This is a genomic window from Derxia gummosa DSM 723 (assembly GCF_000482785.1).
GTDB classification, from domain to species: Bacteria; Pseudomonadota; Gammaproteobacteria; order Burkholderiales; family Burkholderiaceae_E; genus Derxia; species Derxia gummosa.
Map to the genome: position 1 here is coordinate 888,872 of NZ_AXWS01000008.1, position 25,955 is coordinate 914,826.

Sequence of the window (25,955 nt, forward strand, 5' to 3'; positions counted from 1 at the left end):
GTTCAGCCGGAGCAAATTGCCCTCGGGTTGGCAGGGCGGCATGCGAGGCAGAGACTCAGCCCCGCTTCTCATCAAGCAGACAAACAACGGCATCCGAGAAGCACGTCACGTTTCGTGCGCATCGTGCATGCCGCTCGAACCGCCTTGCGGGACGACCTCCGGTCCCGCCGTCTGCAGCGGTGCCTGCCCGGGCACCGATCGGGGAGTGATCCATGTCCAGTGTCATCCATGCCGAGCTTGCGTACTCGTTCCGTCGCTTCCGGCCCGTCATCACCACCGTCAACGAAGCCAACCGCACGCTGTCGATCGTCGAGCAGATGCTCATCGACGCGGGCGGCGCCTACCGCGCGCGCCGCTACCAGGACGCCGTCGACACCTACCAGCGCGCGCGCCAGATCCTGTGGTCGCAGATCCAGCCGACGCTCGACCTCGATGAAAGACTCGCCTGGAGCGTGGACCTGCGCCGCGCCCTGGCCTCGTCGAGCGCCGAGTGGATGAACCTGCTGCCGGTCGAGCAGCCCGCCGCCGGCGCCCGTCCGCGCGAGACCGTCGCGCTCGCCGACACGCCCGTGCTTGGCCTCATGGCCGACAACATCGACGCGAAGGGCATGGGCGCCGCCGCCGACCTGGAGATGGCCGACCAGCTCATGGCGCGCGGCAACGAGGCGTCGGCGCGCTTCTTTCACGACCGCGCGATGCAGACCGCGCCGGAGGTGGTGAAGGGCATCGAGTCGGCAGCGACGCCGGCGCTGCGCGCCACCCCGATCGCCCCGATCGCGGCCACCGCCGCCGCGGGCCTGCCGGCCGCCGCGCTCGACGCGACGGCACCCGTCGCTCTCGCGGCCGACGCCACGGGAGGCGCGGCCGTCGCCACGCCCGTCGGCCGCATGGTCGGCAGCACGCCGCTCCAGCCGCTCACGGTCGGCAGCAATGCGCTCGCCGCCAGCGCCGTCGTCGCGCCGCCGACGATCAGCGGCGCGCGGCTGCTCAGCCTCGCCAAGATCGCGCCGAGCGTGTTCTCCGACCCGACACCGGTCCAGATCCCGCCGCAGATCACCGTCGCCCGCCGCAGCTACAGCGTGAGAGTGGGAGACGACGTGAAGAAGCTGGTCTGGAACGCCGGCGACGCCATCGCCGTCGATGACCTGCTCGCCAACGTGTACGACGCCCGTCGCGCGCTCACCGTGCTGCCCGACGTGCTCATCCGCCCGAGCCACGCCGCCGATGTCGCCGCCGGCCTCGCTCACGCCTGGTACTACGAGACGCCGCTGGGCCTTGCCGAATGCTTCCACGCGATGGGCGCCTGGGCCGTGGCCGAGGAGTGGTATCTGCGTGCCGCCGGCTACGCCTATCTCAACGCCGCGATCGAGGCGCCCTATCTGTGGTCGCGCCTCGCCACGCTCTATCTCGACTGGGGCAACGCCCTGTTCCGCGACGACGATGCGCCGGCCGCCCTGCCCATCTACGAGAAAGTGCTCAAGACCGACGGCAGCGCGCCCGACGCGCCGCTCTACACCCTCATCGGCCTCACGCCGGGGGCGGACGCCGCGCGCAACGTCATCGCCAACTTCGGCACGCCCGACAAGATCACCGCCGGCCCGACCATCGCCGCCGTGATGTTCGACATTCAGGCCCAGCTCGCCAAGATCGCCGGCGGCCTCGACTTCTGGGGTCACTGGGCCCAGAACGTGCCGATCTGGACCTTCGACTACCTGCAATCGGTCGCAATCAACTTCTGCCAGCTCGCCATCAGCGCCGAGCGCGACGCGATGACCTTCTGGGAGAAGGCCGACGCCGGCGAACTCACCCGCCTGCAACTCACGCAGAACATCGCGCAGTCCAAGGCCGAGCGCGACGCGGCGGCGGCCCAGCTCAACGCGGCGCAGCAGGAGGTGGGCGTGTACCAGATCGCGCGCCAGCTCGCGCAGCAGCGCGCCGCCGATGCCCGCGACCTCGCCGGGGAATACGCCGCCAAGTCGGCCGCCTGGTCGATGCACCAGGCGCTGTCGGCGCAACTGAGCGGCGGCGAGGACGGCAAGGCGAGCCAGCTCAACGCGCTGGCCGACCGCATGATCCAGGGCGGCTACAAGATCTCGGGCGACCGGGGCACGCTCGCGGCGGCCGAGCAGCTCACCGCCGCGCGCCTGCAGAACCAGTACGAGATCGACCGCATGAACCGCGAGGCGGCCCAGCTCGACACCGCCGCCGCGCAAGCCGCCGCCGAACTCGGCGTGGCCCAGGCACGCGCCGCCGCCGCCCAGGCCGGCGTGCATGCGGCCGATGTGCGCGTCGCGGGCGCGCAGGAACTGCTCGCCGCCTTCGACGACCAGCGCTTCACGCCCGACGTGTGGCACGCCCTCGGCGACCGCATGGGCCAGATCTCGGGCCGCTACCTCGGCATGGCGCTCGACGTGGCCAAGCGCATGCAGCGCGCCTACAACTTCGAGAACGATGTGCAGCGCGCCGTCATCAAGGCCGACTACGCCGCCAACGCGGTGCACGGCATGCTCGCCGCCGACTCGCTCATGGCCGACGTGCAGTCCTTCGGCTACGACCTCATCACGAGCGTGACGGCCAAGTCGCAGCCGGTGCGCCAGACCATCTCGCTGGCCCAGCGCTATCCCTTCCTGTTCGAGACGCAGCTGCGCGCCACCGGCCGCATGGAGTTTCAGACCGACCTCGATGACTTCGACTCGGTCTATCCGGGCAGCTATGCCGGGCGCATCGAGCATGTGGAAATCGCGGTGGACGGCATCGTGCCGGCGCGCGGCATCAGCGGCACGCTCACCAACGCCGGGCTGTCGCGCTACCGCATGCCCATGCCCTGGCCGGAGAACAGCACCGGCATCAAGACCCGCGTTCAGTCGCGCGAGACGCTCGTCATCTCTGACTACGACCCGCGCGCCGATGCGATCGTGATCGACAGCGACCGGCGCCGCCGGCGGGTGTTCGAGGGCGCGGGCCTCGCGTCGTCCTGGACGCTGGAGCTGCCCAAGGCCGTGAATGCCATCGACTACCAGGCGCTCGTGGACGTGCGCCTCACCTTCACCTACGAGGCGCGCTTCGACCCGATGCTGCGCGACACGGTGCTGGCCGAACTCGCCGCGCGCCCGCAGGCCAACCAGCGCACGCGGCCCTTCCCGTTGCGCTGGGTGTTCCCGGATGCCTTCTTCGCGTTTCAGGGCTCCGGCGTGCTGGCCTTCAGTCTCGACCGCAACGACTTTGCCGCGACCGAGACCGAGCCCAAGCTGGCCGAACTGAGCCTCGTCGTCGTGACCACGCCGCTCGCCCGCGCGGGCGGCATCAAGCTCAAGGTCGGCGCGCCGGGCAAGGATCCGGTGGCCGTCACCACGGCCGCCGACGGCAGCGTGGCCGTGGCCGACCTCGCGGCGCTCGCGGCGGGCAACGGCACGGCGCTCGGCAACTACCGCATCGAGCTGCCCAAGGCCGACAACCCCGACTGGGTAAAGAACGGCAAGCTCGACCTCGACGCGATCGAGAACATCGCGCTCGTGCTGTCCTACACCTTCACGCCGCGCGCCTGAGGAGACCGCCATGGCGATCGACTCCGGCTTCGCGAGCCAGGCCCCGTCGCTGCCCGGCGGCGGTCGCCTCGGCGGTCTGGGCGAGACCTTCTCGCCCGACCTCTCGACGGGCACGGGCACCTTCGGCATCCCGCTCGACGTGCCCAACGGCCCCAACGACATCGGCCCCAAGCTCGCGCTGCGCTACGACTCCGGCGCGGGCAACGGCCCCTTCGGCCTCGGCTGGACGCTGGCGCTGCCGCGCCTCCTGCGCAGCACCATGCTCGGCCGGCCGCGCTACGACGCGAGCGACACCCTCATCCTCGAAGGCTCCGGCCCGCTGCTGCGCTTGCCCGACGGCGGCCTGCGCCCCGAGGTGGACACGGGCGACTGGCGCATCGAGGCGCTCGGCGACGGCTTTCGCGTGACCGACCGCGCGGGCATGCGCTTCGAGCTCGGCACCACCGACGACAGCCGCATCCCCGGCCTCGGCGGCGGCACCTGGGCCTGGCTGCTGCATGCGATCGAGGACAACCTCGGCAACGTCGCGCGCTTCGACTGGCGCGCGGCCGGCGCCCAGCGCTATCTCGACCGCGTGAGCTGGAGCCTCTGGCATCTCGCCTTCGTGTACGAGGCGCGGCCCGATCCGCTGAGCTGGGGGCGCGGCGGCTTCCTGCTGCGCACGGACGAACGCTGCTCGGCCATCGAGCTGCACCTCGACGGCGCCGACGCGAGCCTGCTGCGGCGCTGGTCGCTCGGCTATGCGCGCGGCGAGCCGAACGGCGCGTCCTGGCTCGCGTCCGTCGCGCTCGCGGGCTTCGACGCCGACGGCGAAAGCCTCGCCGCGCCGCCGCTGAGCTTCGGCTACACCCAGCCCAAGGCGCCCGCGCTCGACCGCATCGGCGCGGTCGATGACGGCGCGCTGCCACCCGGCCTCGACGGGCGCGGCCGGGTCGAACTCGTGGACTGGAGCGGCACCGGCCTGCCCGACCTCATCGAGATCAGCGCGGGCGGCACGGCGCGCGTCTGGCCCAACCTCGGCGGGCGCTGGGACCGGCCGCGCGCCGCCGGCCTCGTGCCCCAGCTCGCGTCGCCGATGGCGCGCGCCGCGCTCGTCGATCTGGACGGCGACGGCCGCGCCGACGTCGTGCGCGTGGACGAACCGCTGCGCGGCTACCAGCCGCGCACGGCCGACGGCTTCGCCCGCCCGGTCGACTGGGACGACGCGCCCTCGCTCGCCCTCATGTCGCCCGACTGCCGGCTTGCCGACTTCGACGGCGACGGCGCGGCCGACCTGCTCTGGAGCAACGGCCGCGCGCTCATGCTCGCCACGCGCGCCGGCAACGGCGACGGCGGCGCGAATGGCGGCGGCTGGCAGCGCCGGCCCACGGTCGTGCCCGCCACACCCGACGGCCCGCCGGTCAACCTCGCCGACCCGCACGTCTTCTGCGCCGACATGACCGGCGACGGCTCGCCCGACCTGGTGCGCGCCGACGGACGTGGCGTGACGTACTGGCCCCACCTCGGCCACGGCGTGTTCGGCGACGCGGTGCGCATGGCCGACGCCCCCGCCCTGCCCTTCGACACCGACGCCAGCCGCCTTTACCTCGCCGACCTCGACGGCGACGGCTGCGCCGAACTCATCCAGCTCGCCGACGGCGTGGTGCGCTGGTGGCCCAACCGCGCAGGCGCCGGCTTCGAGCCGCCGCGCGAGATCGCCCATGTGCCCACCGGCGCGATGGGCGAGCTGCGCATCGCCGACCTGCGCGGCGACGGCACGCCGGCGCTGTGCTGGAGCGCGCCCACCACCTCGGGCCGGGCGCGCTGGTATGCGCTCGCGCCCCTCGGCGGCGCGCGCTGCGGCCTGCTGGAAAGCATCGACAACGGCTGCGGCCGGCACACCGAGATCCGCTGGTCCAACTCCGCGATCGAGGCCGCGCGCGACCGCGTGCTCGGCAAGCCCTGGGCGACGCGGCTGCCGGTGGTGATCCCGGTCGTCGGCGAGATCGAGGTCACGGACGTGGGCGGCGCCACCGAGACCACGCGCCTGCGCTACCACGACGGCCGCTACGACGGCGTGCTGCGCGAGGTCTGCGGCTTCGGCCGCGTGGAGCAGGAAGACGCCGGCGACGACTCGGTCGCGACGCTGCACACCCAGCGCTGGTTCCACCACGGCGCCAACATCGACGGCAGCGAACCCGCCACCACCGACGAACGCCGCCGCCTGCGCGCCATCCGGGGCCGGCTGCGCCGCCAGGACCGGCGCGACGACCACGGCAAGCTGCTCGACCGGCTGGAACAGCGCTGGGAGGTGGCCGACGGCGCGGTCGAAGGCACGGTCGTGCCGCGCCTGCGCTCGACGGTGCGCAGCAGTTTCGAGGGCGCGAACACCGCGTTCAGCCGCATCGTCAGCGAGCAGCTCGCCTGGGATGCCGACGGCAACGTGACCAAGGCGCGCGAGCGCAGCTATCGCGGCAACGCGACCAAGCCCGAGAGCGAGCTGCGCACCTACACCGAGTACGCGGCCGATCCCGTCGGGCGCTTCCGCCAGCGGCTCGCGCGGGCGCGGCAGACCGACGGCAAGGGCGTCGTCATCGCCGAGACGCGCGTCGAGTATGACCACCAGCCCGCGGGCAAGGTCGGCGCCGAAGGGCTGGTGACGGCGCGCTCGGCGCTCGCGATCACCGACGCGCAGGCGGCGGCGGTGTACGGCGCCGCCCTGCCCGACTTCGCGGCGCTCGGCTACACGCGGCGCGCGGGCACCGATGGCTGGTGGATCGAGCTGGGACGCTACGACCGCGCGATCGAGGGCGGCATCGTCAAGGGCCGCACGACCGGTCCGCGCGGCGGCGTGACCGAGATCGACTTCGACCCGAGCGGCAGCTGGCCGGTACGCGTGCGCGACATGGCCGGCAACGAACTGCGCGCCGAATACGACGCGCGCGTGAGCCAGCCGGTCGCGCTCGTCGAGCCGTCGGGCGAACGCTCGACCGCGCGCTTCGACGCGCTCGCGCGGCTGGTGGCCAAGGTGCTGCCCGGCGACAGCGAGGCCGAGCCGACTCTCGCCTGGAGCTATGACGCCAGCACGCTGCCGCTGAGCGTGACCGTCACGAAGCGCACCGCCGACGGCACGGCGCCGCGCATCGAGCGCGAGTTCATCGACGGCGCCGGCCGCCTGCTCGAACGCCGCCTCGGCGACGGTGCGGGCGCCATCAGCGAGACGCGCAACGTCTATGGCGCGCGCGGCCTCGTCGTGCGCAGCCACGGCCCGGCGCCGGCCGGCGCGGTGCATGTGGCACCGGTCGCCGCCGAGCCGCACACCGCCATCCATTACGACGCGCTCGGCCGGCCAACACGCACCGTGCGGCCCGACGGCGCCGTCAGCACCGCGCGCTACCTGCCCGGCGTGATCGAGGAGGCCGACGAGGAAGACAGCCGCGCCGGCGCCGACGCGCCGCATGCCGGCACCATCACCCGCCGCCTGCTCGACGCCGCCGGCCGCGTCGAGCGCATCGAGCAGCGCCTCGGCGCCGACACGCTCGCCTCGACCGACCGTTACGACCTCAAGGGCCGGCGCATCGAGCACATCGACGCCGCCGGCTTCGCGACGCGCTTCAGCTACGACCTGCTCGGCCATCTGCTCGCGGTCGAGCGGCCCGAGTCGCATCAGGTGGCGGTGTGGGACGCGAGCGGCAACAACGTCGAGACCCGCAGCGGCGCGAGCACCGTGCGCCGCCGCTTCGACCTCGCCAACCGGCCGCTGGAAGTGCGCCACGGCACGGCCGACTCGGCGCCGGTCGCGCGCTACCAGTGGCATGACGCCGGCGCGCCGCCCCCCGCCGACGCCGGCACGCACACGGCCGGCGGGCGCCTCGTGCGCATCGACGACGAGAGCGGCAGCCTCGTGCTCGACTACGACGCGCGCGGCCGGCTCGCGCGCCGCACGCTCTCGGCCGACGGCCAGGCGACGCTCGTGCTCGCCATCAGCCACCGCGCCGACGACCTCATCGACAGCGTCACCTACCCCGGCGGCACGGTCGCGCGCTACCGCTACGACGGCTTCGGCCGGCTCGCCGCGCTCGACGGCGTGATCGACGCGATCGAGTACGACCTGACGGGCCGGCGCTCGCAACTGCGCCTCGCCAACGGCACCACGCAGGACGACGCCCACGACGCCCTCACCGGCTGGCGCACGCACAGCAAGCTCGCCGGCCCCGGCGGCGTGCTGCGCGAACTCGGCTACGAGCACGACAAGGTCGGCAACGTCACCGCGCTCACCTCGGCCGACGCGGCGCTGGCCTGGACCTATCGCTACGACGACCTCTACCGCCTCGTCGAGGCCACCGGCGCCGGCGGCACCACCACCTACGCCTACGACGCCGCCGGCAACCTCGCGCAGAACTCGGCGCTCGGCGCCTATGCCTACGGCGGCGCGGGCGTGCCGGCCAACTGCCTCGCCAGCGCCGGCCCCGACCACTTCGGCTACGACGATCGCGGCAACGTCGCCTCCGCGCCCTGGGGCACGCACAGCCACGACGCCGAGGGCCGGCTGCGCCGCATCGACCTCGCCGCCGGCGGACACGAGGAATACGTGTACGACCACGCCGGCCGGCTCGCGCGGCGCAGGCGCTTCGACGCCGGCGGCGCGATGACGAGCGACGTGTGGAGCCCCGACCCGCTGCTGCGCGTCGAGGACGGCACGCCGGTGCTCCAGTTTTCCGACGGCCAGCGCACGGTCGCGCGCGAGCGCGCGGGCCAGCGGCAATGGCTGCATGTGGACCATCTCGGCTCGCTCGTGCTCGTGACCGACGCCGCCGGCGCGGTGCAGCTGCGGCTCGACTACGGCCCCTGGGGCGAGGTGATCGCGCGCAGCGGGCCGGCCGTCGTGCCCGGCGGCTTCGCGACCGGCGAGGCGCTCGGCGCCGGGCTGGTGCTGCTCGGCGCGCGCTGGTACAGCCCGCGCCACGGACGCTTCCTGTCACCCGATCCGCTCGTGACCGACGCGGCCGACCCGCTCGCCTGGAACGCCTACGCCTACTGCCGCTGCAACCCGACCAGCTATGTGGACCCGAGCGGACGCAGCTTCTGGAAGATCTTCGCGGCGGTGGTGGCGACCATCGCGATCATCGCGATCGCCGTGGTGGTGAGCGTCTTCACCTTCGGCATCGCGGCGCCGGGCATGGCGGCGCTGACGGTGGGCGGCTTGTCGGTGACGTGGGGCGCGGTGTTCGCGGCGACGATGGTCGGCATCGCGGCGGGCGGGCTCATCGGCGGCATCGCGGCGGCGCGCGCGGGTGGCGACGCCGGCGACATCGTGCTCGGCGCGCTGGTGGGCGGCGCGGTCGGCGGCTGGGCGGCGTTCGGCGCGGCCTTCGCGGGCGTGGGCGTCGCGGGCGGGCTCGGCATGAGCGCGGGCGTCGGCGCCGGGGCCGTGGCGGGCGGCGTGAGCGGCGCCATCAACGGCGCGGCGATGGGCTTTGCGTCGGGCTTCGCGGGCGGGAAGAACAACGGCTTCAAGGACGTGATGGAGAAGGTGCTGGTCGGCGCGATCGTCGGCGCCGCCATCGGCGCGGCGCTCGGCGCGCTGAGCGGCATCCAGGCGCCCAAGGAGTCGGTGCGCGAATCGGTGAGCAAGGCGCTGGAACCGCAGGCACCGCCCGCGCAAGGGCCGGCGAGCCAGGCGCTGCCGCCGAGCATGGCCGGCGGCGGGCTGGAACAGGCGCCGGTCACCTCCTTCGGCGACGCGGCGGCCAAGGTGGGCGCGGGCATCGGCGGCAAGGTGGCCGGGGCGGTCGCGCCGCATCTGATCGCGCCGGCGGGCGGGTTCTTTGGCTCGGTCGTGACGCAGACCGTGCTGGTGGACCTGAGCGCGGCGGCGGCCTCGGCCTTCTGGGATGACATCCAGGAGTACGTGAGGACGCATCAGGTGAATCTGGGGCCGTTTGATTTTGTGAAGCAGGACTTCTGAGGGAGGACGGCGGCGGGCCGGGCGTCGCCGTTCCTGCGCTCCAAGGAATTCCGCTCGGTCTTCCCGCGAGCAAGGCCCGAATTCCCACGCCCGCAGGAACCGCCGTGCGCCTGCCGGTCCAGACCGACGCCGATCGTGGCTTTGCCATCCGTGCCACCCGCTGCGAGAGCGATGTGGCGCTGCTGGCGACCCTTGGGCGGCTGCGCGGCTGAGAGCGCGGCCGGGCTAGCCGCCCGCAGCAAACGCCGGGTTGAACGCGATCTCCCACAGATGCCCGTCCGGATCCTGGAAGTAGCCCGCATGCCCGCCGTAGAAGGTCGGCTGCCCGGGCTTGACCAGCGTCGCGCCCGCATCCCGCGCGGCGGCGAGCAGCGCATCGACCTCGGCCGGCGAGCCGACGTTCTGCGCCAGCGTGAACGCCGTCGCGCAGCCCGGCGTGAGCGGCAGGCCCGTGTCGGCCGCGATGCTCGCGCGCGGCCACAGCGCCAGCTTCAGCCCCGGTTGCAGGTCGAAGAACGCGACCGCGCCATGTTCGAACTGCGTGCCGACGATGCCCTCGGTCGGCCAGCCGAGGCCGTCGCGGTAGAAGGCGACCGCGCGTTCGAGGTCATCGACGCCGAGCGTCAGGAGAGTGATTCGGGCTTGCATGCCGGCCTCGCGGAAGTCGGTTGACGGATGACGCGCAGTCTCGCGCGCCTGTCGGCGTTGCTTCATCGCAAGGCGTAACCGGGCAGTCGGCGACGAGCCTGGCCCGCTTGCACGCGGGCACTGCGCTGCATCAACCCCACGCGCCGCGCACCGCCACCGCCCGCCTCGACGCCCCAGACTCCGCGCACGTGCAATCAACACGGCCCGCCATGCCCGACGAACTCCTCCAGCGCCTGCGGCGCTTCCACGACCACGCCTTTCCGCAGTACCGCGAGCAGTTCCGCGAACTGGTGGACGGCGGCCAGCATCCGACCACGCTGTTCATCGGCTGCTCCGATTCGCGCGTGGTGCCGCATCTGCTGACGGGCGCCGGGCCGGGCGAGCTGTTTCTGGTGCGCAACGTGGGCGCGCTCGTGCCGCCGCATGACGGTACCCGCGGCCATCACGGCACCGCCGCCGCGATCGAGTACGCGGTGCTCGTGCTCAAGGTGAGCCGCATCGTCGTCTGCGGCCACAGCCATTGCGGCGCGATGCGCGCCCTCTACGACGAGACGCCCGCCGAAGCCGAAAACCTCGGCCGCTGGCTCGACCTCGCGCGCGAGGCCGCGCTGCCGGTGCGCCCCGGCCCCGAGGCGCTGCGCCGCACCGAGCAGCGCGCGGTCGTGCTCCAGCTCGAGCGGCTCATGGACTATCCGATGGTCCGCCGCCGCGTCGAGGCCGGCGAACTGACGCTGCACGGCTGGCATTACGTGATCGAGGACGGCGAGGTGCATGTGTTCGACGTGCATGAGGGGCAGTTCGTGCCCGCCTCGCGCGCCGACCACAGCGGCACCGGGCCGTTCGCCGACCTGCATTGCGGCTGCAACTGACCCGGCGCCTGCAAGCGCTTTCACGCAGAACAACAAGGGAGCCCGACGTGGCCAAGATCCTGACCATCAACGAGGCGCCGCGCACGACGCCGCCCGAAGGCTTCGCGCTCTGGCGGCTCGGCTTCCGGCCGTTCTACCTGCTGGCGAGCAGCTTCGCGGCGCTGTCGGTGCTGCTGTGGGCGGCGCAGCTGCTCGGGCTCGCGCCGCACGCCTGGCTCGCGGGGCCGGTGTGGCATGCGCACGAGATGCTGTTCGGCTTCACGCTCGCGCTCATCGTCGGCTTCCTGTTCACGGCGGGCCGCAACTGGAGCGACCAGCCGACGCCGACCGGGCCGCTGCTCGCGGGCTTCGCGGCGCTGTGGCTCGCGGGGCGGGTGCTGGTGCTGACGCCCTTCAGCATCGCGGCGGCGGTGGTGAACGTGGCCTTCCCGCTCGCGGCGGCGATTGCGCTCGCGATCCCGTTCTGGCGCGCGCGCAGCAAGCGCAACTACTTCTTCGTCGGGCTGCTGATGCTGATGGCGGGCGCCCAGGCACTCGTGCATCTGGGCCAGCTCGGCGTGGTGGCGCTGCCAGCCTGGGCCGGATTGCAAGTGGGGCTGGACGTGGTGCTGTTCATGCTCGCGGTGATGGGCGGGCGCGTGATCCCGATGTTCACCAACAACGGCATTCCGGGCACGCAGGCGCGGCGCCTGCCCTGGTTGGAAAAGCTCGCGCTCGGCGGCGCGCTGGCGCTGCTCGCGGCCGATGCGCTGCGGCTCGACGGACTGGCGATGGCGATGCTTGCCGGCGTGACCGGCGCCACGCATCTCGCGCGCCTCGCGCTGTGGCAGCCGTGGCGCACGCTGCGCACGCCGCTCGTCTGGGTGCTGCATCTCGGCTACGCCTGGGTGCCGGTGCATCTGGCGCTGCGCGCGCTCGCGGCGCTCGGGCTGTTCGCGCCCAACCTCGCGGTGCATGCGCTGACGCTGGGCGCCATCGGCGTGATCGGCATCGGGATGATGACGCGTACCGCGCGCGGCCATACCGGCCGGCCGCTCAAGGCGGATGCGAGCGAGGTCGCCTGCTATCTGCTGGTGGCCTTCGCTGCGGTCATCCGCGTGCTGTTGCCGCTGCTGTTCCCGCTCGACTACCTCGCGACGGTGATTGCGTCGGCGCTGCTGTGGTCGGCCGGCTTCGGGCTGTATGCGCTGCGTTACTGGCCGGTGCTGTCGCGGCCGAGGCTGGACGGTCGACCAGGCTGAGCGCGACGGCGAGCGATGGCGAGCGCGAGCATTGCCGTCATGCCGATGGCGCCCATCACTCCGGCATCGGGCTCGGGCACCGGCGAGATCGACCAACTCGAGATCGTCCCGACCGTGAGGCCCATTTCGCTGGTGCGTCCGTAGCTGCCGTTGTAGCGGACGAAGCCCGTTCCGTCGGTCGACATCGTGGTGCCGCTCCCGTAGCACATGTCGCCAAAGATCAGGTTCGAGCTGCAGGTCGAATAGCTTTGCGCCACCGAAAGATTGGTGCGGGAAAGATCGAAGGAGCCATCCTGATTCCGGAACAAGCCGATATACCCGCTGTAGCTGGCATCCACGGACCACGGCAACGCAATATATTGACCGGGCTCGTACTCGTAATAGTTCACTCCGGATTCATGAACATCGGGACTGCCCGCGCATCCACTGCCCACAACGGTGCAGCCGCCAAGCCCCGATCCATTGAGAGAAACGCTGACCGTGCCATCCACCGAAAAGGCGCCATAAGGCTTGCCGGTCAACTGGCTCGAATCGAAACTGGCGACGAAACTGAACAGGCCATCGCCAAGACCTTCGGTGGACCAGTCGGGCCGGCCCTCGAGCGTGACGGTGATCATCGATGCCTGCGCGGTACCGACCGAAAGCAGCGCCAATGACAATGCCGGAATGATTTTTTTCATGAAGTCCTCATCAATTGCACGGAAACAGATCCGAATCAGGCGAAACATAGCGCCGGAAGATTCCGGCAGAGTCGGTCCGTTTCAAAAAAGATATTCCGACCATGATGATTTGGCTGCATAAACCACGCCGAGATGACCGATGACGCCGATATCCTTCTGCCGATTGCCGGACAATTGAATGAGAGCACGTCTTTACCCCGGCATTTCATGCGCAGACGATAATCACCGGAAATCCGGATAATGAAATGAAAAAGCCCCGGAGAGATTTCCGGGGCTTTTTGGCATCTGGCGGAAGCGGTGAGATTCGAACTCACGGATGGGTTACCCCATCGCCGGTTTTCAAGACCGGTGCATTAAACCGCTCTGCCACGCTTCCTGAGGCGGACGCGCATTCTAGCCGCGTCGCGCGCCACTCATGGGCCCATGCGCGCCGTCGTCGTACGCAAGCGTCGCGCGAGCAGGCCGCCGAGCGCTGAGCAGAACTCGAACCCGAGCCGCGCGTCGTTCGCGGCCAGGCGCTCGAAATCGCGCCATTCGAGCCGCAGCAGCTCGCTGTCTTCCACCGCCCAGACATTGGCCGAGCGCGGCGAAGCATCGAAGAACGACTGCTCGCCCACCACGCCACCCGCCGGCACGCGCGAAACGATCGACATGGTCAGCGCCGGCCGCGCCACATACGCCACTTCGAGCGAGCCGCGACACACCAGATAGAGCGTCTGCTCGGTGTTGCCGGCGGTGATCACCGTATCGCCGGCCTCGACCCGTTGCGCCTGGCAGAAGTCGGCGAGCCGCTCCCAGGCCGCGTCGATCCAGCGTGACAGCCTCAGCCCGTCGTCGCCGGCACCGCCCGTTGCGGTGGCGAAGCGGTGAATCAGTTCTGCGGAATCCAGGCTGGACATGAGTGGTGGCATGGCCGCAACGCAGCCTTGACTGGTGCCCGGGACCGGAATCGAACCGGTACGCCCGTGTTAGGGGCTGCGGAGTTTAAGTCCGCTGTGTCTACCTGTTTCACCACCCGGGCGTGGGCGTCGAAAGGACGCGGATGTTATCGCGTCCCCCGTTCGTGGCTGGTATCGCGCGCCGGTCGCCGTCCATCGGCCGGCGAGGGCTGCCGGATGGACGTCGGCATCGACCGTTCATCGTCGCTGCACTGCATCGACCGGCAACGCAAACCTCGTCACAAAGCGACACATCTTCCGTATTACGAAAACTAGGGGAGTCTAGGAAAGACTCGCGGCGACAAACGGTAGAAGCGCGCGGATCAGCATACGGAATTGCTGTTCATCGCCTGTCGGACGATATTTACGTGAAATACTTCACGGATTCTTGGTGGGATAAGTCATCGCAAGGCTCCCGGACCGCCGATCGGGGAAATGGCGTGGATGAATCACTCCTAAGCTAAATTCCTAGGCATAGTCAGAAGCGTTGCTCGCCGAGTCTTCTTATCGGGTAACTACCAATAGACCAACAGGCGCGGAATTGAGCTTGACCACCCACATGCAGGGCCCGGTCTGGGCAGTGCCCGCCGATGCCCACACGACCATGCCTCTGGATTCCCGACTCGATCTCCGCCCGGCGGTTCGGCCGCCGGTTGACGCGCTCACCGGCGAGCACGCGGACCAGGCCGTGAGCCAGGCCGTCATCGATCTCGTGCTGCGGCTCGACGCGCTGGTGCCGGCCACGCGCGGACGCGTCACCGAATTCATCGCGCCGAGTGGCGGCGAAGGCGTGTCCACCGTCGCCTGGTCCTTCGCCGAGGTCGCGGCCACGCTCTATGGTCGCCGCGTGCTGGTGCTCGGCATCACGCCCGAGGTGCTGGGCGACGCGCCGAGCCGCAGCCGGCCTCTGTTCGAGGCCCTGCGTCAGGGCACGCCTGTCGATGACCTCGTGTCGGAGGTCGGCCACAACCTGCATGCGGGCGCGCTGGTGCCGCCGGGCCATTCGCGCCGCCGCACCGCCGCCGATCTGAGCGATCCCGCGGTCTGGCGCCACATGCGCTCGCGCTTCGACGAGATCGTGCTCGACGTGCCGCCGGCCTCGCGCTCCAAGCTCGGCCTCGTCTGCGCGCCCTTTGCCGACGCGGTGCTGGTCGTGCTGGAAGCCGAGCGCACCCGCGCGCCGGTGGCCGAGAAGCTGGTGGCCAACCTGCGCTCGCTGCGCGCCAACGTGGTCGGCACGGTGCTCAACCGGCGCCGCTTCTACGTGCCCGACGCCCTCTACCGCCGGCTCTGAGATTCCGTGCAACGCATCCAGGTCATTGTCCCGCCCGGACCACTGCCCGCCTGGGTCGGTCGCCTGCTCGACCGCATCCAGGACGCGGTGCCGACGCCGCTGCTGCTGGTCGAATCGGCCACCGCGCCCGCTGGCGGCCTGGGATGGAAGCTGGCGCGCCGGAGCCTGTCGCGCCGATTCCCCGGACTCGCCTTCACCGACGACCGCGACTACCTGCGCCGCCAGCCCGCCGCGCGCGCGCTCGGCAGCAGCGACCTCGTGATCGACCTGACCGCCGGCTGCGACGCCTCGACCGAGGCGCGCTGGCCGAGCTGGCGTCTGGTGGATGAGCGGGGCCGCCCCGTGACCGGCGCCTTCCCCGGCATCGACGGCATCTCGCGCGACAGCGTGGGCAGCGTGTTCGTCGTGGCCGACTCGCCCGGCAGCAGCCGGGTGCTGCGCGCCGCCCGCATCGCCACCGGCCCCGACTGGAGCCGCGCGCTCGAACGCTATCTGGACTGCGCCGCGAACCTGCTGCTCCAGGTGCTGCGCGACTTCAAGGCCGGCGTGCCCCTCCAGGCGACGGGCGAGGTCGCGCCGGCCCAGCTCAGCGTGCCGGTGCTCGCTCGGCTGCTCGAGGGCAAGGCCCGCGCGCTCGCGCGCAAGCTCGGCTCGCTGCTGCTGGCCGAATCGTGGATGGTCGGCTGGATCCGCGAGCCGATCGGCCGCGTCGCCTTCGACGAGCGCCTCGGCCAGCGCATCGAATGGCTCGGCCAGCGCAGCGACGACGGCTATCTGGCCGATCCCTTCGGCCTGCCCGGCAGCACGCGCGAGTTCTTCGCCGAATACCTCGACGAACACACCGGCATCGGCCATCTGCGCCGCATGAAGATCGTGCCCGACGGCCTCGAAACCGTGGCGCGCTTCAACCCGGCCGGCGAGCACCACGTCTCCTTCCCGTTCGTGTTCGAGGCCGAGGGTCGGCAATGGGCCATCGCCGAGACTGCATCCGCGCGCGAATGCTGGCTGCACGAGCTCGACGAGCGCGGCAACTGGGTGCGCATCGCCTGCATCCTCGAAGGCGTGGCGGCGGCCGACCCGATCGTCTTCCGCTGCAACGGCTTCTACTGGCTGGCCTACACCGATGCCGATCGCGGCGCCTTCGACAACCTCTGCCTGCGCTATTCCGAAAGCCTCACCGGCCCCTGGCACGAGCACCAGAACAATCCGGTGCTGACCGATGTGCGCGGCGCGCGCTGCGGCGGCACGCCGTTCTGGCACGAAGGCGGCCTGTACCGGCCGGCGCAGGACTGCTCGCGCACCTACGGCGGCGCCATTTCCCTCCGCCGCATCCTCGTCTGCACGCCCGACCGCTACGAGGAAGAGATCGTGCGGCTCTGGAAGCCCGAACCCGACGACGCGAACCCCGACGGCCTGCACACGGTGTCGGCCTGGGGCCGCTTCACGCTCGTGGACGGCAAGCGCATGGTCGTGAACCCGGTGGTGCTGCGCCGCAAGCTGATGCTGCGGCTGCGCGCGCGGCGCGGCGCGCGGGGAGGCTGAGCCGATGCTCAAGCTCGTCACCGGCTTCGCGCCCGCCCAGATCATCCCGGGCCTCGCCTCCTTCCTGGCCGTGTACGCCTTCACGCGGCTGACCAGCCCGGCCGTGTACGGCGTCTATGCGCTGGCGATCGCACTCGTGCTGCTGCTGCAATCGACGCTCTTCCAGTGGGTGCAGGTCTCGGCCATGCGCTTCTCGCGCCCGGGCCAGGTGACCGACCCGCTGCGCGACGCCAAGGTGGAAGGCGCGATCTACCAGTCGTGGTGCCTGATGGCCCTGGCCTTCGTGGCCGTGTACCTGCCGGTCATCGCGGCGCTGCGCTTTCATTCGCTCGGCCGCGACGCGCTGCTGATGCTGCTGCCGATGGTGCTGCTGCGCAGCCTCGTGAGCGTGCAGCAGGCCTTCAACCGCAGCCGGCTGCGGGTGCTGCGCTTCAATCTCGTCGAGACCGGCCAGGCGATCGGCACGGTGGTGCTGGGCGTGGCGCTGATCGGCGTGTTCCGCGATCCGGTCATCGGCCTGCTCGCGGGCGCGACGCTGTCGTCGCTGCTCGTCGCCCTGCCCGGCCTCGGCCGCGTCGCGCGCCTGAGCAGCGGCCTGCTCGACCTGCGCCGCATCCGCGACTACCTGCGCTACGGCGCGCCGCTCACCGGCGCCTACGCGCTCAACTTCGTGCTGTCGTCGGTCGACCGCTTCCTGATCGAGCACATCCTCGGCGCCGACGCGGTGGGCGTGTATTCGGTCGCCTACAGCCTCGTCGACCGCTCGCTCGCGTCGATCTTCATCGCGATCAACTTCGCCGCCTTCCCGCTCGCGGTGAAGGCGATCGAGACCGGCGGCGTGCCGGCCGCGCGCGCCCAGCTGCGGCGCAACGGCGGGATGCTGGCGATGGTCGCCATCCCGTCCTGCGTCGGCATCGCCACGCTGGCCGGTCCGCTTGCAAGCGTTCTCATCGGGCCGGAGTTCCGCGACGGCGCGGTGCCGCTCATGGCGCCGATCGCGCTCGGCGCACTGCTGGCGGGCTTCCAGGTGCACTACTTCGACCACGCCTTCCACCTGTCGCGCAAGACGACCGGCCTGCTCTGGAGCCTGCTGCCCTGCGCCGTCTTCAACGTGCTGGCCAACCTGTGGGCGCTGCCGCGCTTCGGGCTGGACGGCGCGGCCTGGGTGACGGTGGCCACCTATGCGCTTGGCGTGCTGCTGAGCGCGCGCATCGGCCGGCGCGTGCTGACGGTGCCGCTGCCCATCGGCGCCATCGGCGGCTCGCTGCTGGCCTCGGCGGCGATGTGGGCCGCGCTGGTATGGGCCGACCCCGACCGGGGCGCGCTCGAACTGGCCGCGGCGATCGCCTTCGGCATCGCGACCTACTGGGCAATTCAACTACTACTCAATATCAGGAATGCGCGGGCCTGGCTGGCAAGCCGCCGCGCCGGGAGGTTGGCGTGAGCATGAGCGAACCCTTGCGATTGGCGATCTATCTGCCGAACTTCGACGGTGGCGGCGTGGAACGGATGAAGCTCTCGCTCATCGACGCCTTCATCAAGATGGGCATCGACGTGGTGGTGGCAATCCACCGCCGCGAGGGCGAGCTGCTGCACATGCTGCCCGAAGATGTACACGTGGTGCCTCTTGAGGCGGCGCGCTCGATCGAGGCGCTGCCCAAGATGATCCGCTTCCTGCGCGCGCTCAAGCCGCATGTGCTGCTGTCGAGCATGGGGCACAACAACATCATCGCGCTGTGGGCGCGGGCGCTGGCGCGCAGCGATGCCAAGGTCATCATCAGCCAGCACAACGCGCTCAGCCGCGAGAGCGTCGAGATGGGCAACTGGCAGCACCGTGCCATGCCCGGGCTGTACCGGCGCTTCGGCCAGTGGGCCGACGGGATCATCGCGGTGTCGGAAGGCGTGCGCATCGACATGGCCGAGCACACCGGCATTCCGCTCGACCGCATCGACACCATCTACAACCCGGTGCTCGATTCGGCCTTCCACCAGCGCGCGGCCCAGCCCGCGCATCACCCCTGGCTTGAGAACCCGATGCTGCGCGTGTTCGTCGGCGCGGGCCGGCTGGTGCACCAGAAGGACTTCCCCACGCTCATCCGCGCCTTCGCCCGCGTGAAGGCGCCGGAGGCGCGGCTGCTCATCCTCGGCGACGGGCCGGAGCGCCGGCCGCTGCTCCAGCTCATCCACGACCTCGGCCTCAAGAAGCGTGTGCAGCTCGCGGGCTTCAAGCACAACCCTTTGCCCTACATCGCGGCCGGCGAGGCGCTGGTGATGTCGTCGATCTACGAGGGCTACGGCAACGTGCTGATCGAGGCCATGGGCTGCGGCACCGCCGTCATCAGCACCGACTGCCCCTACGGCCCCGACGAGATCCTCGACGGCGGCCGCTACGGCCAGCTCGTGCCGGTGGGCGACGTGGGCGCGCTGGCCGCCGCGATGGAGCGCCAGCTCGAATCGCCCTGGCCCACGGCCGCGCTGCGCCGTCGCGCCCAGCAGCAGCATGTGGACACGGTGGCGCGCCGCTACCTCGAACTGTTCGCGCGCGTCAGCCCGAAGGCGCGCGAATTCCTCGACGACCTGCCCTCGGCCTTCGACACCCGAATGCCGGAACCCGTCGCGCACTGAGCCCGCAGGACATGCCCATGCCAGACGCCGTCCGCAATACCGCTCCCGCCTCCGAGGCCGACCGCCATCCCGCTCCCGGCGCCGTCGATGGCGACACGCGCCACGCCGACGACCGCCCGGCGAGCGACTACAAGATCGCCGTCTACCTGCCCGACATCCGCGTCGGCGGCGCCGAGCTGTCGCTCATCCGGCTCGCGCGCGGCATGGCGCGGCGCGGCCCGCAGGTGGTGCTGGTGGTGCACGACACCCATCCCGACACCCTGCATCTCGCCGCCGGCCTGGAAGTGGTGTCGCTCGACGTCAAGCGCACCTTCGCCGCCGTGCGCCAGCTCGCGCGCTTCATCGCCATCGAGAAGCCCGACGTGCTGCTGTCGGGCCTGCCGCACAACAATCTGGCCGCCGTCGCCGCGCGCAAGCTCGCGCGGTCGAAGTGCCGGCTGGTGCTGACCGAGCACGCGCCGATCAGCAACCAGATCCGCGCCGAGGGCGGCTGGCGCTTCCGCATGCTGCCGACGCTGATCCGGCGCGGCTATCCGCTGGCCGACGCGGTGGTGGCGGTGTCGCGCGGCGTGCAGCTCGACCTCACGGCGATGATCGCGCCGCAGTTCCGCGCCAGGCTCATCTTCAATCCGATCATCCCGGAGGACGTGGCCGACCTCTGCGCCGAGCCGATCGACCATCCCTGGCTCGACCGCGAGCGCTACGACACGGTGCTGTTCGTCGGCCGACTGAGCCGCGAGAAGCGCGTGCTGACGCTGGTGCGCGCCTTCAACCGCGCCCGGCGCCGCCGGCCGCGCCTGCGCCTGCTGATTGCCGGCGACGGCCCCGACCGCGAACGCATCGTCCAGATGATCGAGCGGCTCGATCTCGACGAGAAGGTCAGGCTGGTCGGCAACATCGAGAACCCCTTCGCCTGGATGCACCGCTGCAAGGTCTTCGTGCTGCCCTCGCTGTTCGAAGGCTTCGGCAACGTGCTGGTCGAGGCGATGGCCGCCGGCACGCATGTCATCAGCACCGACTGCCCGGTCGGTCCGCGCGAGATCCTGCAAGGCGGCAAGTTCGGCACCCTGGTGCCGATGGGCGACATCGAGGCGATGCGCCGCGCCATCACCCACGCGGTCGACCGCGACGCGCTGCCCGAGGGCGCGACCGAGCATGCGATGGGCTTCACCGAGGACCGCGCGGTGTCGCGCTATCTCGCGCTGTTCGAGCAGCTCATGTTCGGCCGCACGCTGCCGCCGCGCGCCGGCGGCGCCGCATGAGGTCGGCCGCGGCCACGCGCCCGTGCCGGACCGTCGGCGGGGCCGCGCGGCCGGTCCCGATCGCCACCCGTATCACCACCCGCCGCGCCGTCCGCCTTTGCGCACCGCCCGCGCGCCGGCCGTCGCCGTCCGCCACCGGACGAGCGGCCACCGCGCGCACGCGAGCGCACGCTCGCATCACAACGACCGCCCTCCGATGAGCGCTCACGCCATGCCTGTCCTCCGCCCCGCCCTGCTCGCCACCGTCGCCGTGCTGGCCCTCGGCGGCTGCGCCAGCCCGCTGCCGACCCTGCCCGTCGCGCCGCCGCGCCCGCCCGCCGCCGTGCCGACCGAAGCCGGCGCCACCTACCGCATCGTTGCCGGCGACCAACTCATGCTGCGCTTCGACTACCAGCCCGATCAGGCCCAGACCATCCAGGTCGCGCCCGACGGCGGCGCCACGCTGCCGTGGATCGGCTGGCAGATGCTCGCCGGCCGCACGCTCGACGAGGTGTCGCGCGACCTCACCCAGCGCTACGCCAGCGTGCTCAAGCGGCCCGACACCAGCGTCAACCTCGCCACCGGCAGCGCGCAGCGCGTGTTCGTGGGCGGCGAGGTGGGCCGCTCGGGCGCGATCCCGCTCAACGGCCGCGTCACCGTCACCCAGGCGCTGCTGCTGGCCGAGGGGCTGCGCGAGACCGCCGCCACCGACCACATCGTCCTGCTGCGCCCCGAGGCCGGCGGCGCGCCGGCCGCCTACGCGATCGACCTGCGCGGCGTGCTCGACGGCAGCGCGCCCGAGGCCGACGTGGTGCTGCGCGCCGACGACGTGCTCGTGGTGCCGCGCAGCGGCGTGGCCAACGTCAACCTCTGGGTCGACCAGTACATCCGCAAGAACCTGCCCGTGAGCCTCGGCCTCAACTACAACCTCAACCCGAGCACGAAGGTCACCAAATGAGCGCCTACCTGCCCGATGTCATCAGCATCGACACCGACACGCGGCGCCAGCTCACGCTGCGCGAGTTCCTCGTCATCGCCTTCCGCGACCGCCGCAAGATCCTCACCGGCTTCTTCCTCACGCTCACGCTCGGCGTGTCGGCCAGCTTCCTGCCCAAGCCGAGCTACACCGCCGACACCTCGCTGCTGCTGCGCCTGGGACGCGAATACGTCTACCGGCCCGAGACCGGCGACGTGAGCAACGCCGCGCCCATCGCCTACGACCGCGAGCAGACCCTGCGCTCCGAAGTCGAGATCCTCATGAGCCGCGACAACTTCCAGGCCGTGCTCGACAAGCTCGGCGTCGAGCTGCTCTATCCGAAGATCGCCGCCGGCAGCGGCACCGACGACGAAAAGAAGACCGCCGCCCTCATCGCCCTGCGCGACGCCGTGACCGGCCAGCTGCTCAAGGACACCAACACCATCACCGTCGCCGCCAAGCACAACGACCCCGAAGTCGCGGCGCGCATCGCCAACGAACTGGTGCAGGCCTACATCGACCGCCGGCGCGAGATCTTCGGCCGCGGCTACGGCGCCGAGGAGCAGCGCAACGCCGACCAGCTGCGCGCCAAGCTCGACGACATCGAGGCCCGGCTGGAAAAGTTCAAGCGCGAGAACGGCATCGTCTCGTTCAACGAGCAGCAGGCCATGCTGCTCAAGCAGTACCAGGACGCGACCGACCGCGTCGATGCGAGCGATCTCGCCGTGGCCCAGTCGGGCAGCCGGCTCAAGGCGCTCGACGGCAGCTTCGGCGGCGTCAAGGGCGACGTGGTGCTCTACAGCGAGACCGCGCGCAGCGACGCGGTGGAAAACGCGCGCAAGACCCTGCTCGACCTCAGGCTCAAGGAGCGCGACCTCAGCTCGCGCTATGTCGAGAGCCATCCCTTCGTGGCCGACGTGCGCGCCGACATCGCGCGCACCGAAGCCTTCATCGCCGAGACCGAAAAGTCGCCGCCCAAGTCGGAGCGCGTGGGCCGCAGCCCGGTGCGCGATTCGGTCGAGGGCGACCTGCTGCGCACCCGCGCCGACTACGAAGCCGCCAGCGCCTCGCGCGCCAAGGCGGCCGCCATCGCCCGCGAGGCCGAGCGCCAGCTCAAGACGCTGTCGCAGCGCGAGCGCGAGATGGTCGAGCTGCAGCGCGAGCACAAGCTGACCGAGGACGCCTACAACATCGCGCGCCGCCGCCTCGACGAGGCCCGCACGCTCGACACGCTCGACAAGGAGCGCCAGACCAACGTGAGCGTGGTCCAGCCCGCGCGCCCGCCGCTCGAAGCCAAGAAGCTCCAGCCGATCATCATCGCCGTCGGCTTCGTGCTGGCGGTGGCGGTGGCGCTCGCCATCGCCTGCTTCGCCGAGCTGTTCAACGACAGCTTCGCGCTGCCCGAGCAGGTCGAGCGCCGGCTGCGCCTGCCGGTGCTGGCCGCGATTCCGGAGCGCCGATGAACGCCCTGCCCCGCCGCCGCGCCCTCGCCGCCGCGCTCGCCTGCGCCGGCTTGGCCGCCTGCGCCATGCCGCCGCGCGTGCAGGCGCGCGATGCCGCCGCCGCTGCCGTGCCGGTCGGAGCCGCCGGCCGTGCCGAGCCCGCGCTGCGTCGCGGCGTCAACCTGAGCCAATGGTTCGAACTGGGCCAGGACGAACCCTTCACGCCGGCCCAGCTGCTGGCCGTCAGGCGCGCCGGCTTCGACCATGTGCGCATCCCCTTCGACCCGGAGAAGCTCGGCTGGAAGCCGGGCGCCGGCGCCGCGATGCCGGGCTGGAGCCGCTACCGCGCCGGCGTCGATGCCGCGCTCGCCGCCGGCCTCGACGTCATCGTCGACATGCATCCGGGCCACGAGCTCAAGAAGCGCATGGAAGCCTCGCGCAGCGACGAGACCGCCTTCGTCGATCTGTGGCGCGACCTTGCCCGCCGCCTGGCCGACACCGCGCCCGAACGCGTCGCCATCGAGCCCTACAACGAGCCGCAGTACTACGGCTTCAAGCCCGCCGACTGGGACCGCGTGCAGGCCCGGCTGATCGCCGCCGTGCGCGAATCGCTGCCGCGCCACGCGCTGCTGCTGACCGGCTACAACGGCGGCAGCTTCGAAGGGCTGAAGCAGACCGCGCTGGTCGACGACCCGCACGTGATCTGGCTGGTGCACTTCTACCTGCCCTACGTGTTCACGCATCAGGGCGCGAACTGGCTCGACAACCTCCACACCGCCGTCGGCTTCATGCGCGACGTGCGCTGGCCCGCGAGCGAGCTGGCGGCGCATCCGCCGTCGCTGAGCATTCCGCATCCGAAGGCCGGCAAGGAGCTCGGCGCCTACCGCGACGAGAACTGGGACGCGGCGCGCGTCGATGCCTATTTCGCCGACGTCGCGGCCTGGGCGCGCGACAGGCAGGTGCGCGTGCTGTGCAACGAGTTCGGCGTGATCCGGCCGAATGTCGATCCGGACTCGCGCTGGCGCTGGATCGGCGATGTGCGCCGCGCCGCCGAGCATCATGGCATCGGCTGGACGATCTGGGCCTACACGGCGTCGTTCGGCATCGCGACGCGGTCGGCGCCCGGCGCCGATCCGGTGCTCGACCCGCAGGCCACCGCCGCGCTCGGCCTCGTGCCGCGGCGCTGAACCCGACGGCGGAACCGCGCATGAGGATGGTCAACCCCGGCATGGGCCGGCTCGCGACGCTGGCGGTGCTGGCCTCGCTCGCGCTGTACCAGACGCTGTCGGACGCGCTGCTGTTCCAGCTCGGCATCCCCTACACGATGCCCACGGGCAATGTGCTGTTCAAGCTGCATCCGGGCACCTATGTGGGCGTGCTCGCGCTGGCGGCCGCGCTGCTCGCGCACGGCAACCCCCTTGCCACCTTCACGGCGGCGCTGCGGCGCCATCCGCCGCTCGGCGTGTGGCTCGGCTCCATGCTGTTCCTGCTCGTGTACTCGATCGCGCGCTACGGCATGTCGGGCGCGGCCTTCCTGATCGACACGCTGATCATGCCGGCGCTCATCGCCATCACGCTGCTCGCGCTGCCGCCGTCGGCGCGTGTGACGGCCTTCCGGCTCATCTTCGCGCTGGTGTTCCTCAACGAGTTCCTGGCCTTCGTCGAGACGGCGCGGCGCCAGCACGTGGTGCTGTGGACGGTGGCCGGCGTCGAGCCCAACGAGGGCGAGCTGTTCCGCGCCGTGGCGCTCACGGGGCATCCGCTCAATGGCGCGCTGGTGACGGGCACGCTGGCGCCGCTCATCCTCACCTTCCGCATTCCCACCTGGCAGCGCGCGGCGCTGCTGGGCATCACGGTGCTGGCGCTGCTGGCCTACGGCGGGCGCACGTCCTTCCTGCTGACGCTGGTGTTCCTGGGCGGCTACCTGATGCTGCAAGCCTTTGCAAGGCTGCTGCGCGGCCAGTTCAGCTATGTGCAGATCACCGGCGGCAGCCTGCTGGTGGTGCTGGGCATCGGCGCGCTGGTCGGCATCGTGCTGCTGGCCGGGCTGGGCGAGCGCATCTTCGCCAAGATGAAGGTGGACGACAGCGCCGAGGTTCGGGCGCGCATCTGGCAGGTGTTCGACCTGCTCACGCCCGAGCAATGGGTCGCGGGCGCGTCACCGGCCGAGATCCTCGATTTCATCCATCAGCTGTCGCTGGCCGATCCGCTCGAAACCATCGAGAACTTCTGGATCAACATGTACCTCCAGTTCGGCGCGATCGGCTTCGTGCCCTTCGTGGTGGCGATGGTGATGCTGCTGCGCTGGCTGTGGCGGCTGGCGCCGGGGCCGTCGCGGGTGTCGATCCTGTTCTTCATCGTCACCGCGTCGTCCAACAATTCGCTGTCGGCCAAGGCCTCGATGCTGGCGACGGTGGTGGCGGCGCTGGTCTGCCATGCGAGCCGGCGTCGCGCGCGCCGGCTGGAGAAGCGCGAGCGCCAGCGCGCGGTCGGCGCGTCAGGCAGCGAGGGTCACTTGCCCCAGCAGTCGGTCACGCCGCGGCTCGCGCCGCTCAGGCCGCGCACGCCGTAGTTGTCGATCGTGAAGCTGCCGCAGGCGTCGCTGGCCATCGAGCCGGTGGGCGCGGCGGTGAGCGTGTAGCTGGTGGCGGTGGAGGCGGTCACGCTCACGGTGTAGCGCGCCCTGCCCTGGGATGGCACGTTGCCGAAGCGCTGGCTGAACAGCGTGCTGGCGGCGGTGGTGAGCACGTAGCTGTTGGTCTCGCCGAAGCGGTGCTCCATCCACGACGCGGCCGACATCAGCGTGCTGCGCGCCTCTGCGCGGTTGGCCCGGTGCACGTACTCGGTGTAGTTGGGGATGGCGATCGCGGCGAGGATGCCGACGATGGCCACCACCGTCATGATCTCGATGAGGGTGAAGCCGCGCTGGCGGCTGCCCGGCTGGATGCGCATGGCGCTTCCTCCTGT

Annotated in this window: 17 protein-coding genes and 2 tRNA genes; 13 read left to right on the forward strand and 6 right to left on the reverse strand. The window is 71.2% G+C overall.

Going from position 1 to position 25,955, the window contains the following annotated elements; all coding sequences use genetic code 11:
* Window positions 1-212 precede the first annotated feature (212 nt).
* Window positions 213-3,545, forward strand: a complete 3,333-nt coding sequence (locus tag H566_RS24155) for a Tc toxin subunit A-related protein (RefSeq protein WP_051378493.1) — start codon at window positions 213-215, stop codon at window positions 3,543-3,545.
* Window positions 3,546-3,555: 10 nt separating this feature from the next.
* Window positions 3,556-9,492, forward strand: coding sequence for a toxin TcdB middle/N-terminal domain-containing protein (locus H566_RS24160; RefSeq protein ID WP_034411029.1), 5,937 nt, complete (start codon window positions 3,556-3,558; stop codon window positions 9,490-9,492).
* A gap of 225 nt (window positions 9,493-9,717) precedes the next feature.
* Here the strand turns inward: H566_RS24160 and H566_RS0110045 are convergent, their stop codons facing one another.
* Window positions 9,718-10,140, reverse strand: a complete 423-nt coding sequence (locus tag H566_RS0110045; protein WP_028311347.1) for a VOC family protein — start codon at window positions 10,138-10,140, stop codon at window positions 9,718-9,720.
* 209 nt (window positions 10,141-10,349) lie between these two features.
* Between H566_RS0110045 and H566_RS0110050 the strand changes: the two genes are divergently transcribed.
* Together H566_RS0110050 and H566_RS0110055 are read left to right on the forward strand one after the other, a co-directional pair.
* The gene (locus H566_RS0110050; protein ID WP_028311348.1) at window positions 10,350-11,009 is read left to right on the forward strand and encodes a carbonic anhydrase; all 660 of its coding nucleotides are present in this window, start codon (window positions 10,350-10,352) and stop codon (window positions 11,007-11,009) included.
* A 47-nt stretch (window positions 11,010-11,056) separates the two neighbouring features.
* Window positions 11,057-12,250 (forward strand): NnrS family protein, encoded by a 1,194-nt coding sequence (locus tag H566_RS0110055; RefSeq protein WP_028311349.1) that lies wholly within the window; start codon window positions 11,057-11,059, stop codon window positions 12,248-12,250.
* Here H566_RS0110055 and H566_RS0110060 read toward each other — a convergent pair.
* From H566_RS0110060 to H566_RS0110075, 4 genes are all read right to left on the reverse strand, one after another.
* Complete coding sequence (locus H566_RS0110060) at window positions 12,202-12,930, reverse strand: hypothetical protein (RefSeq protein ID WP_156924361.1); 729 nt, start codon at window positions 12,928-12,930, stop codon at window positions 12,202-12,204. The genes H566_RS0110055 and H566_RS0110060 overlap by 49 nt on opposite strands.
* A 286-nt stretch (window positions 12,931-13,216) precedes the next feature.
* Window positions 13,217-13,306, reverse strand: a tRNA-Ser gene (locus H566_RS0110065).
* A 37-nt stretch (window positions 13,307-13,343) separates the two neighbouring features.
* The gene (locus tag H566_RS27425) at window positions 13,344-13,829 is read right to left on the reverse strand and encodes a Crp/Fnr family transcriptional regulator (RefSeq protein WP_051378495.1); all 486 of its coding nucleotides are present in this window, start codon (window positions 13,827-13,829) and stop codon (window positions 13,344-13,346) included.
* Between the two features lie 32 nt (window positions 13,830-13,861).
* Window positions 13,862-13,951 (reverse strand) — tRNA-Leu (locus H566_RS0110075).
* Window positions 13,952-14,556: 605 nt separating this feature from the next.
* On the opposite strand from H566_RS0110075, the gene H566_RS0110080 reads away from it, so the two are divergent.
* From H566_RS0110080 to H566_RS0110120, 9 genes are all read left to right on the forward strand, one after another.
* Entirely contained in the window at window positions 14,557-15,162 is a 606-nt protein-coding gene (locus tag H566_RS0110080; protein WP_156924362.1) for a P-loop NTPase family protein, read from the forward strand.
* 6 nt (window positions 15,163-15,168) lie between these two features.
* Window positions 15,169-16,704 carry a glucosamine inositolphosphorylceramide transferase family protein gene (locus tag H566_RS27430; protein WP_051378497.1) on the forward strand — a complete coding sequence of 512 codons (1,536 nt, stop codon included), beginning with the start codon at window positions 15,169-15,171 and terminating at the stop codon, window positions 16,702-16,704.
* Between the two features lie 4 nt (window positions 16,705-16,708).
* Window positions 16,709-18,148, forward strand: coding sequence for an oligosaccharide flippase family protein (locus H566_RS0110090; protein WP_028311352.1), 1,440 nt, complete (start codon window positions 16,709-16,711; stop codon window positions 18,146-18,148).
* Between the two features lie 2 nt (window positions 18,149-18,150).
* Entirely contained in the window at window positions 18,151-19,329 is a 1,179-nt protein-coding gene (locus H566_RS24175) for a glycosyltransferase (protein WP_169732514.1), read from the forward strand.
* A 17-nt stretch (window positions 19,330-19,346) separates the two neighbouring features.
* Window positions 19,347-20,591 carry a glycosyltransferase gene (locus H566_RS24180; protein ID WP_169732515.1) on the forward strand — a complete coding sequence of 415 codons (1,245 nt, stop codon included), beginning with the start codon at window positions 19,347-19,349 and terminating at the stop codon, window positions 20,589-20,591.
* A gap of 211 nt (window positions 20,592-20,802) precedes the next feature.
* Window positions 20,803-21,528 carry a polysaccharide biosynthesis/export family protein gene (locus H566_RS0110105; protein WP_028311353.1) on the forward strand — a complete coding sequence of 242 codons (726 nt, stop codon included), beginning with the start codon at window positions 20,803-20,805 and terminating at the stop codon, window positions 21,526-21,528.
* The gene (locus H566_RS24185; RefSeq protein ID WP_028311354.1) at window positions 21,525-23,009 is read left to right on the forward strand and encodes a GumC family protein; all 1,485 of its coding nucleotides are present in this window, start codon (window positions 21,525-21,527) and stop codon (window positions 23,007-23,009) included. The genes H566_RS0110105 and H566_RS24185 overlap by 4 nt, the downstream gene beginning before the upstream one ends.
* Window positions 23,006-24,175, forward strand: coding sequence for a glycoside hydrolase family 5 protein (locus tag H566_RS0110115; RefSeq protein ID WP_028311355.1), 1,170 nt, complete (start codon window positions 23,006-23,008; stop codon window positions 24,173-24,175). The genes H566_RS24185 and H566_RS0110115 overlap by 4 nt, the downstream gene beginning before the upstream one ends.
* A gap of 20 nt (window positions 24,176-24,195) precedes the next feature.
* Window positions 24,196-25,560 (forward strand): VpsF family polysaccharide biosynthesis protein, encoded by a 1,365-nt coding sequence (locus tag H566_RS0110120; protein WP_156924363.1) that lies wholly within the window; start codon window positions 24,196-24,198, stop codon window positions 25,558-25,560.
* Here H566_RS0110120 and H566_RS0110125 read toward each other — a convergent pair.
* Window positions 25,500-25,940, reverse strand: a complete 441-nt coding sequence (locus H566_RS0110125) for a type IV pilin protein (protein ID WP_028311357.1) — start codon at window positions 25,938-25,940, stop codon at window positions 25,500-25,502. The two genes, H566_RS0110120 and H566_RS0110125, sit on opposite strands and share 61 nt — an antisense overlap.
* Window positions 25,941-25,955 lie beyond the last annotated feature (15 nt).

Coding starts and splice junctions, on each gene's coding strand:
- H566_RS24155 (WP_051378493.1), top strand. CDS start 213: ATGTCCAGTGTCATCCATGCCGAGCTTGCGTACTCGTTCCGTCGCTTC.
- H566_RS24160 (WP_034411029.1), top strand. CDS start 3,556: ATGGCGATCGACTCCGGCTTCGCGAGCCAGGCCCCGTCGCTGCCCGGC.
- H566_RS0110045 (WP_028311347.1), bottom strand. CDS start 10,140: ATGCAAGCCCGAATCACTCTCCTGACGCTCGGCGTCGATGACCTCGAA.
- H566_RS0110050 (WP_028311348.1), top strand. CDS start 10,350: ATGCCCGACGAACTCCTCCAGCGCCTGCGGCGCTTCCACGACCACGCC.
- H566_RS0110060 (WP_156924361.1), bottom strand. CDS start 12,930: ATGAAAAAAATCATTCCGGCATTGTCATTGGCGCTGCTTTCGGTCGGT.
- H566_RS27425 (WP_051378495.1), bottom strand. CDS start 13,829: ATGTCCAGCCTGGATTCCGCAGAACTGATTCACCGCTTCGCCACCGCA.
- H566_RS0110090 (WP_028311352.1), top strand. CDS start 16,709: ATGCTCAAGCTCGTCACCGGCTTCGCGCCCGCCCAGATCATCCCGGGC.
- H566_RS24175 (WP_169732514.1), top strand. CDS start 18,151: ATGAGCGAACCCTTGCGATTGGCGATCTATCTGCCGAACTTCGACGGT.
- H566_RS24180 (WP_169732515.1), top strand. CDS start 19,347: ATGCCAGACGCCGTCCGCAATACCGCTCCCGCCTCCGAGGCCGACCGC.
- H566_RS0110105 (WP_028311353.1), top strand. CDS start 20,803: ATGCCTGTCCTCCGCCCCGCCCTGCTCGCCACCGTCGCCGTGCTGGCC.
- H566_RS24185 (WP_028311354.1), top strand. CDS start 21,525: ATGAGCGCCTACCTGCCCGATGTCATCAGCATCGACACCGACACGCGG.
- H566_RS0110115 (WP_028311355.1), top strand. CDS start 23,006: ATGAACGCCCTGCCCCGCCGCCGCGCCCTCGCCGCCGCGCTCGCCTGC.
- H566_RS0110120 (WP_156924363.1), top strand. CDS start 24,196: ATGAGGATGGTCAACCCCGGCATGGGCCGGCTCGCGACGCTGGCGGTG.
- H566_RS0110125 (WP_028311357.1), bottom strand. CDS start 25,940: ATGCGCATCCAGCCGGGCAGCCGCCAGCGCGGCTTCACCCTCATCGAG.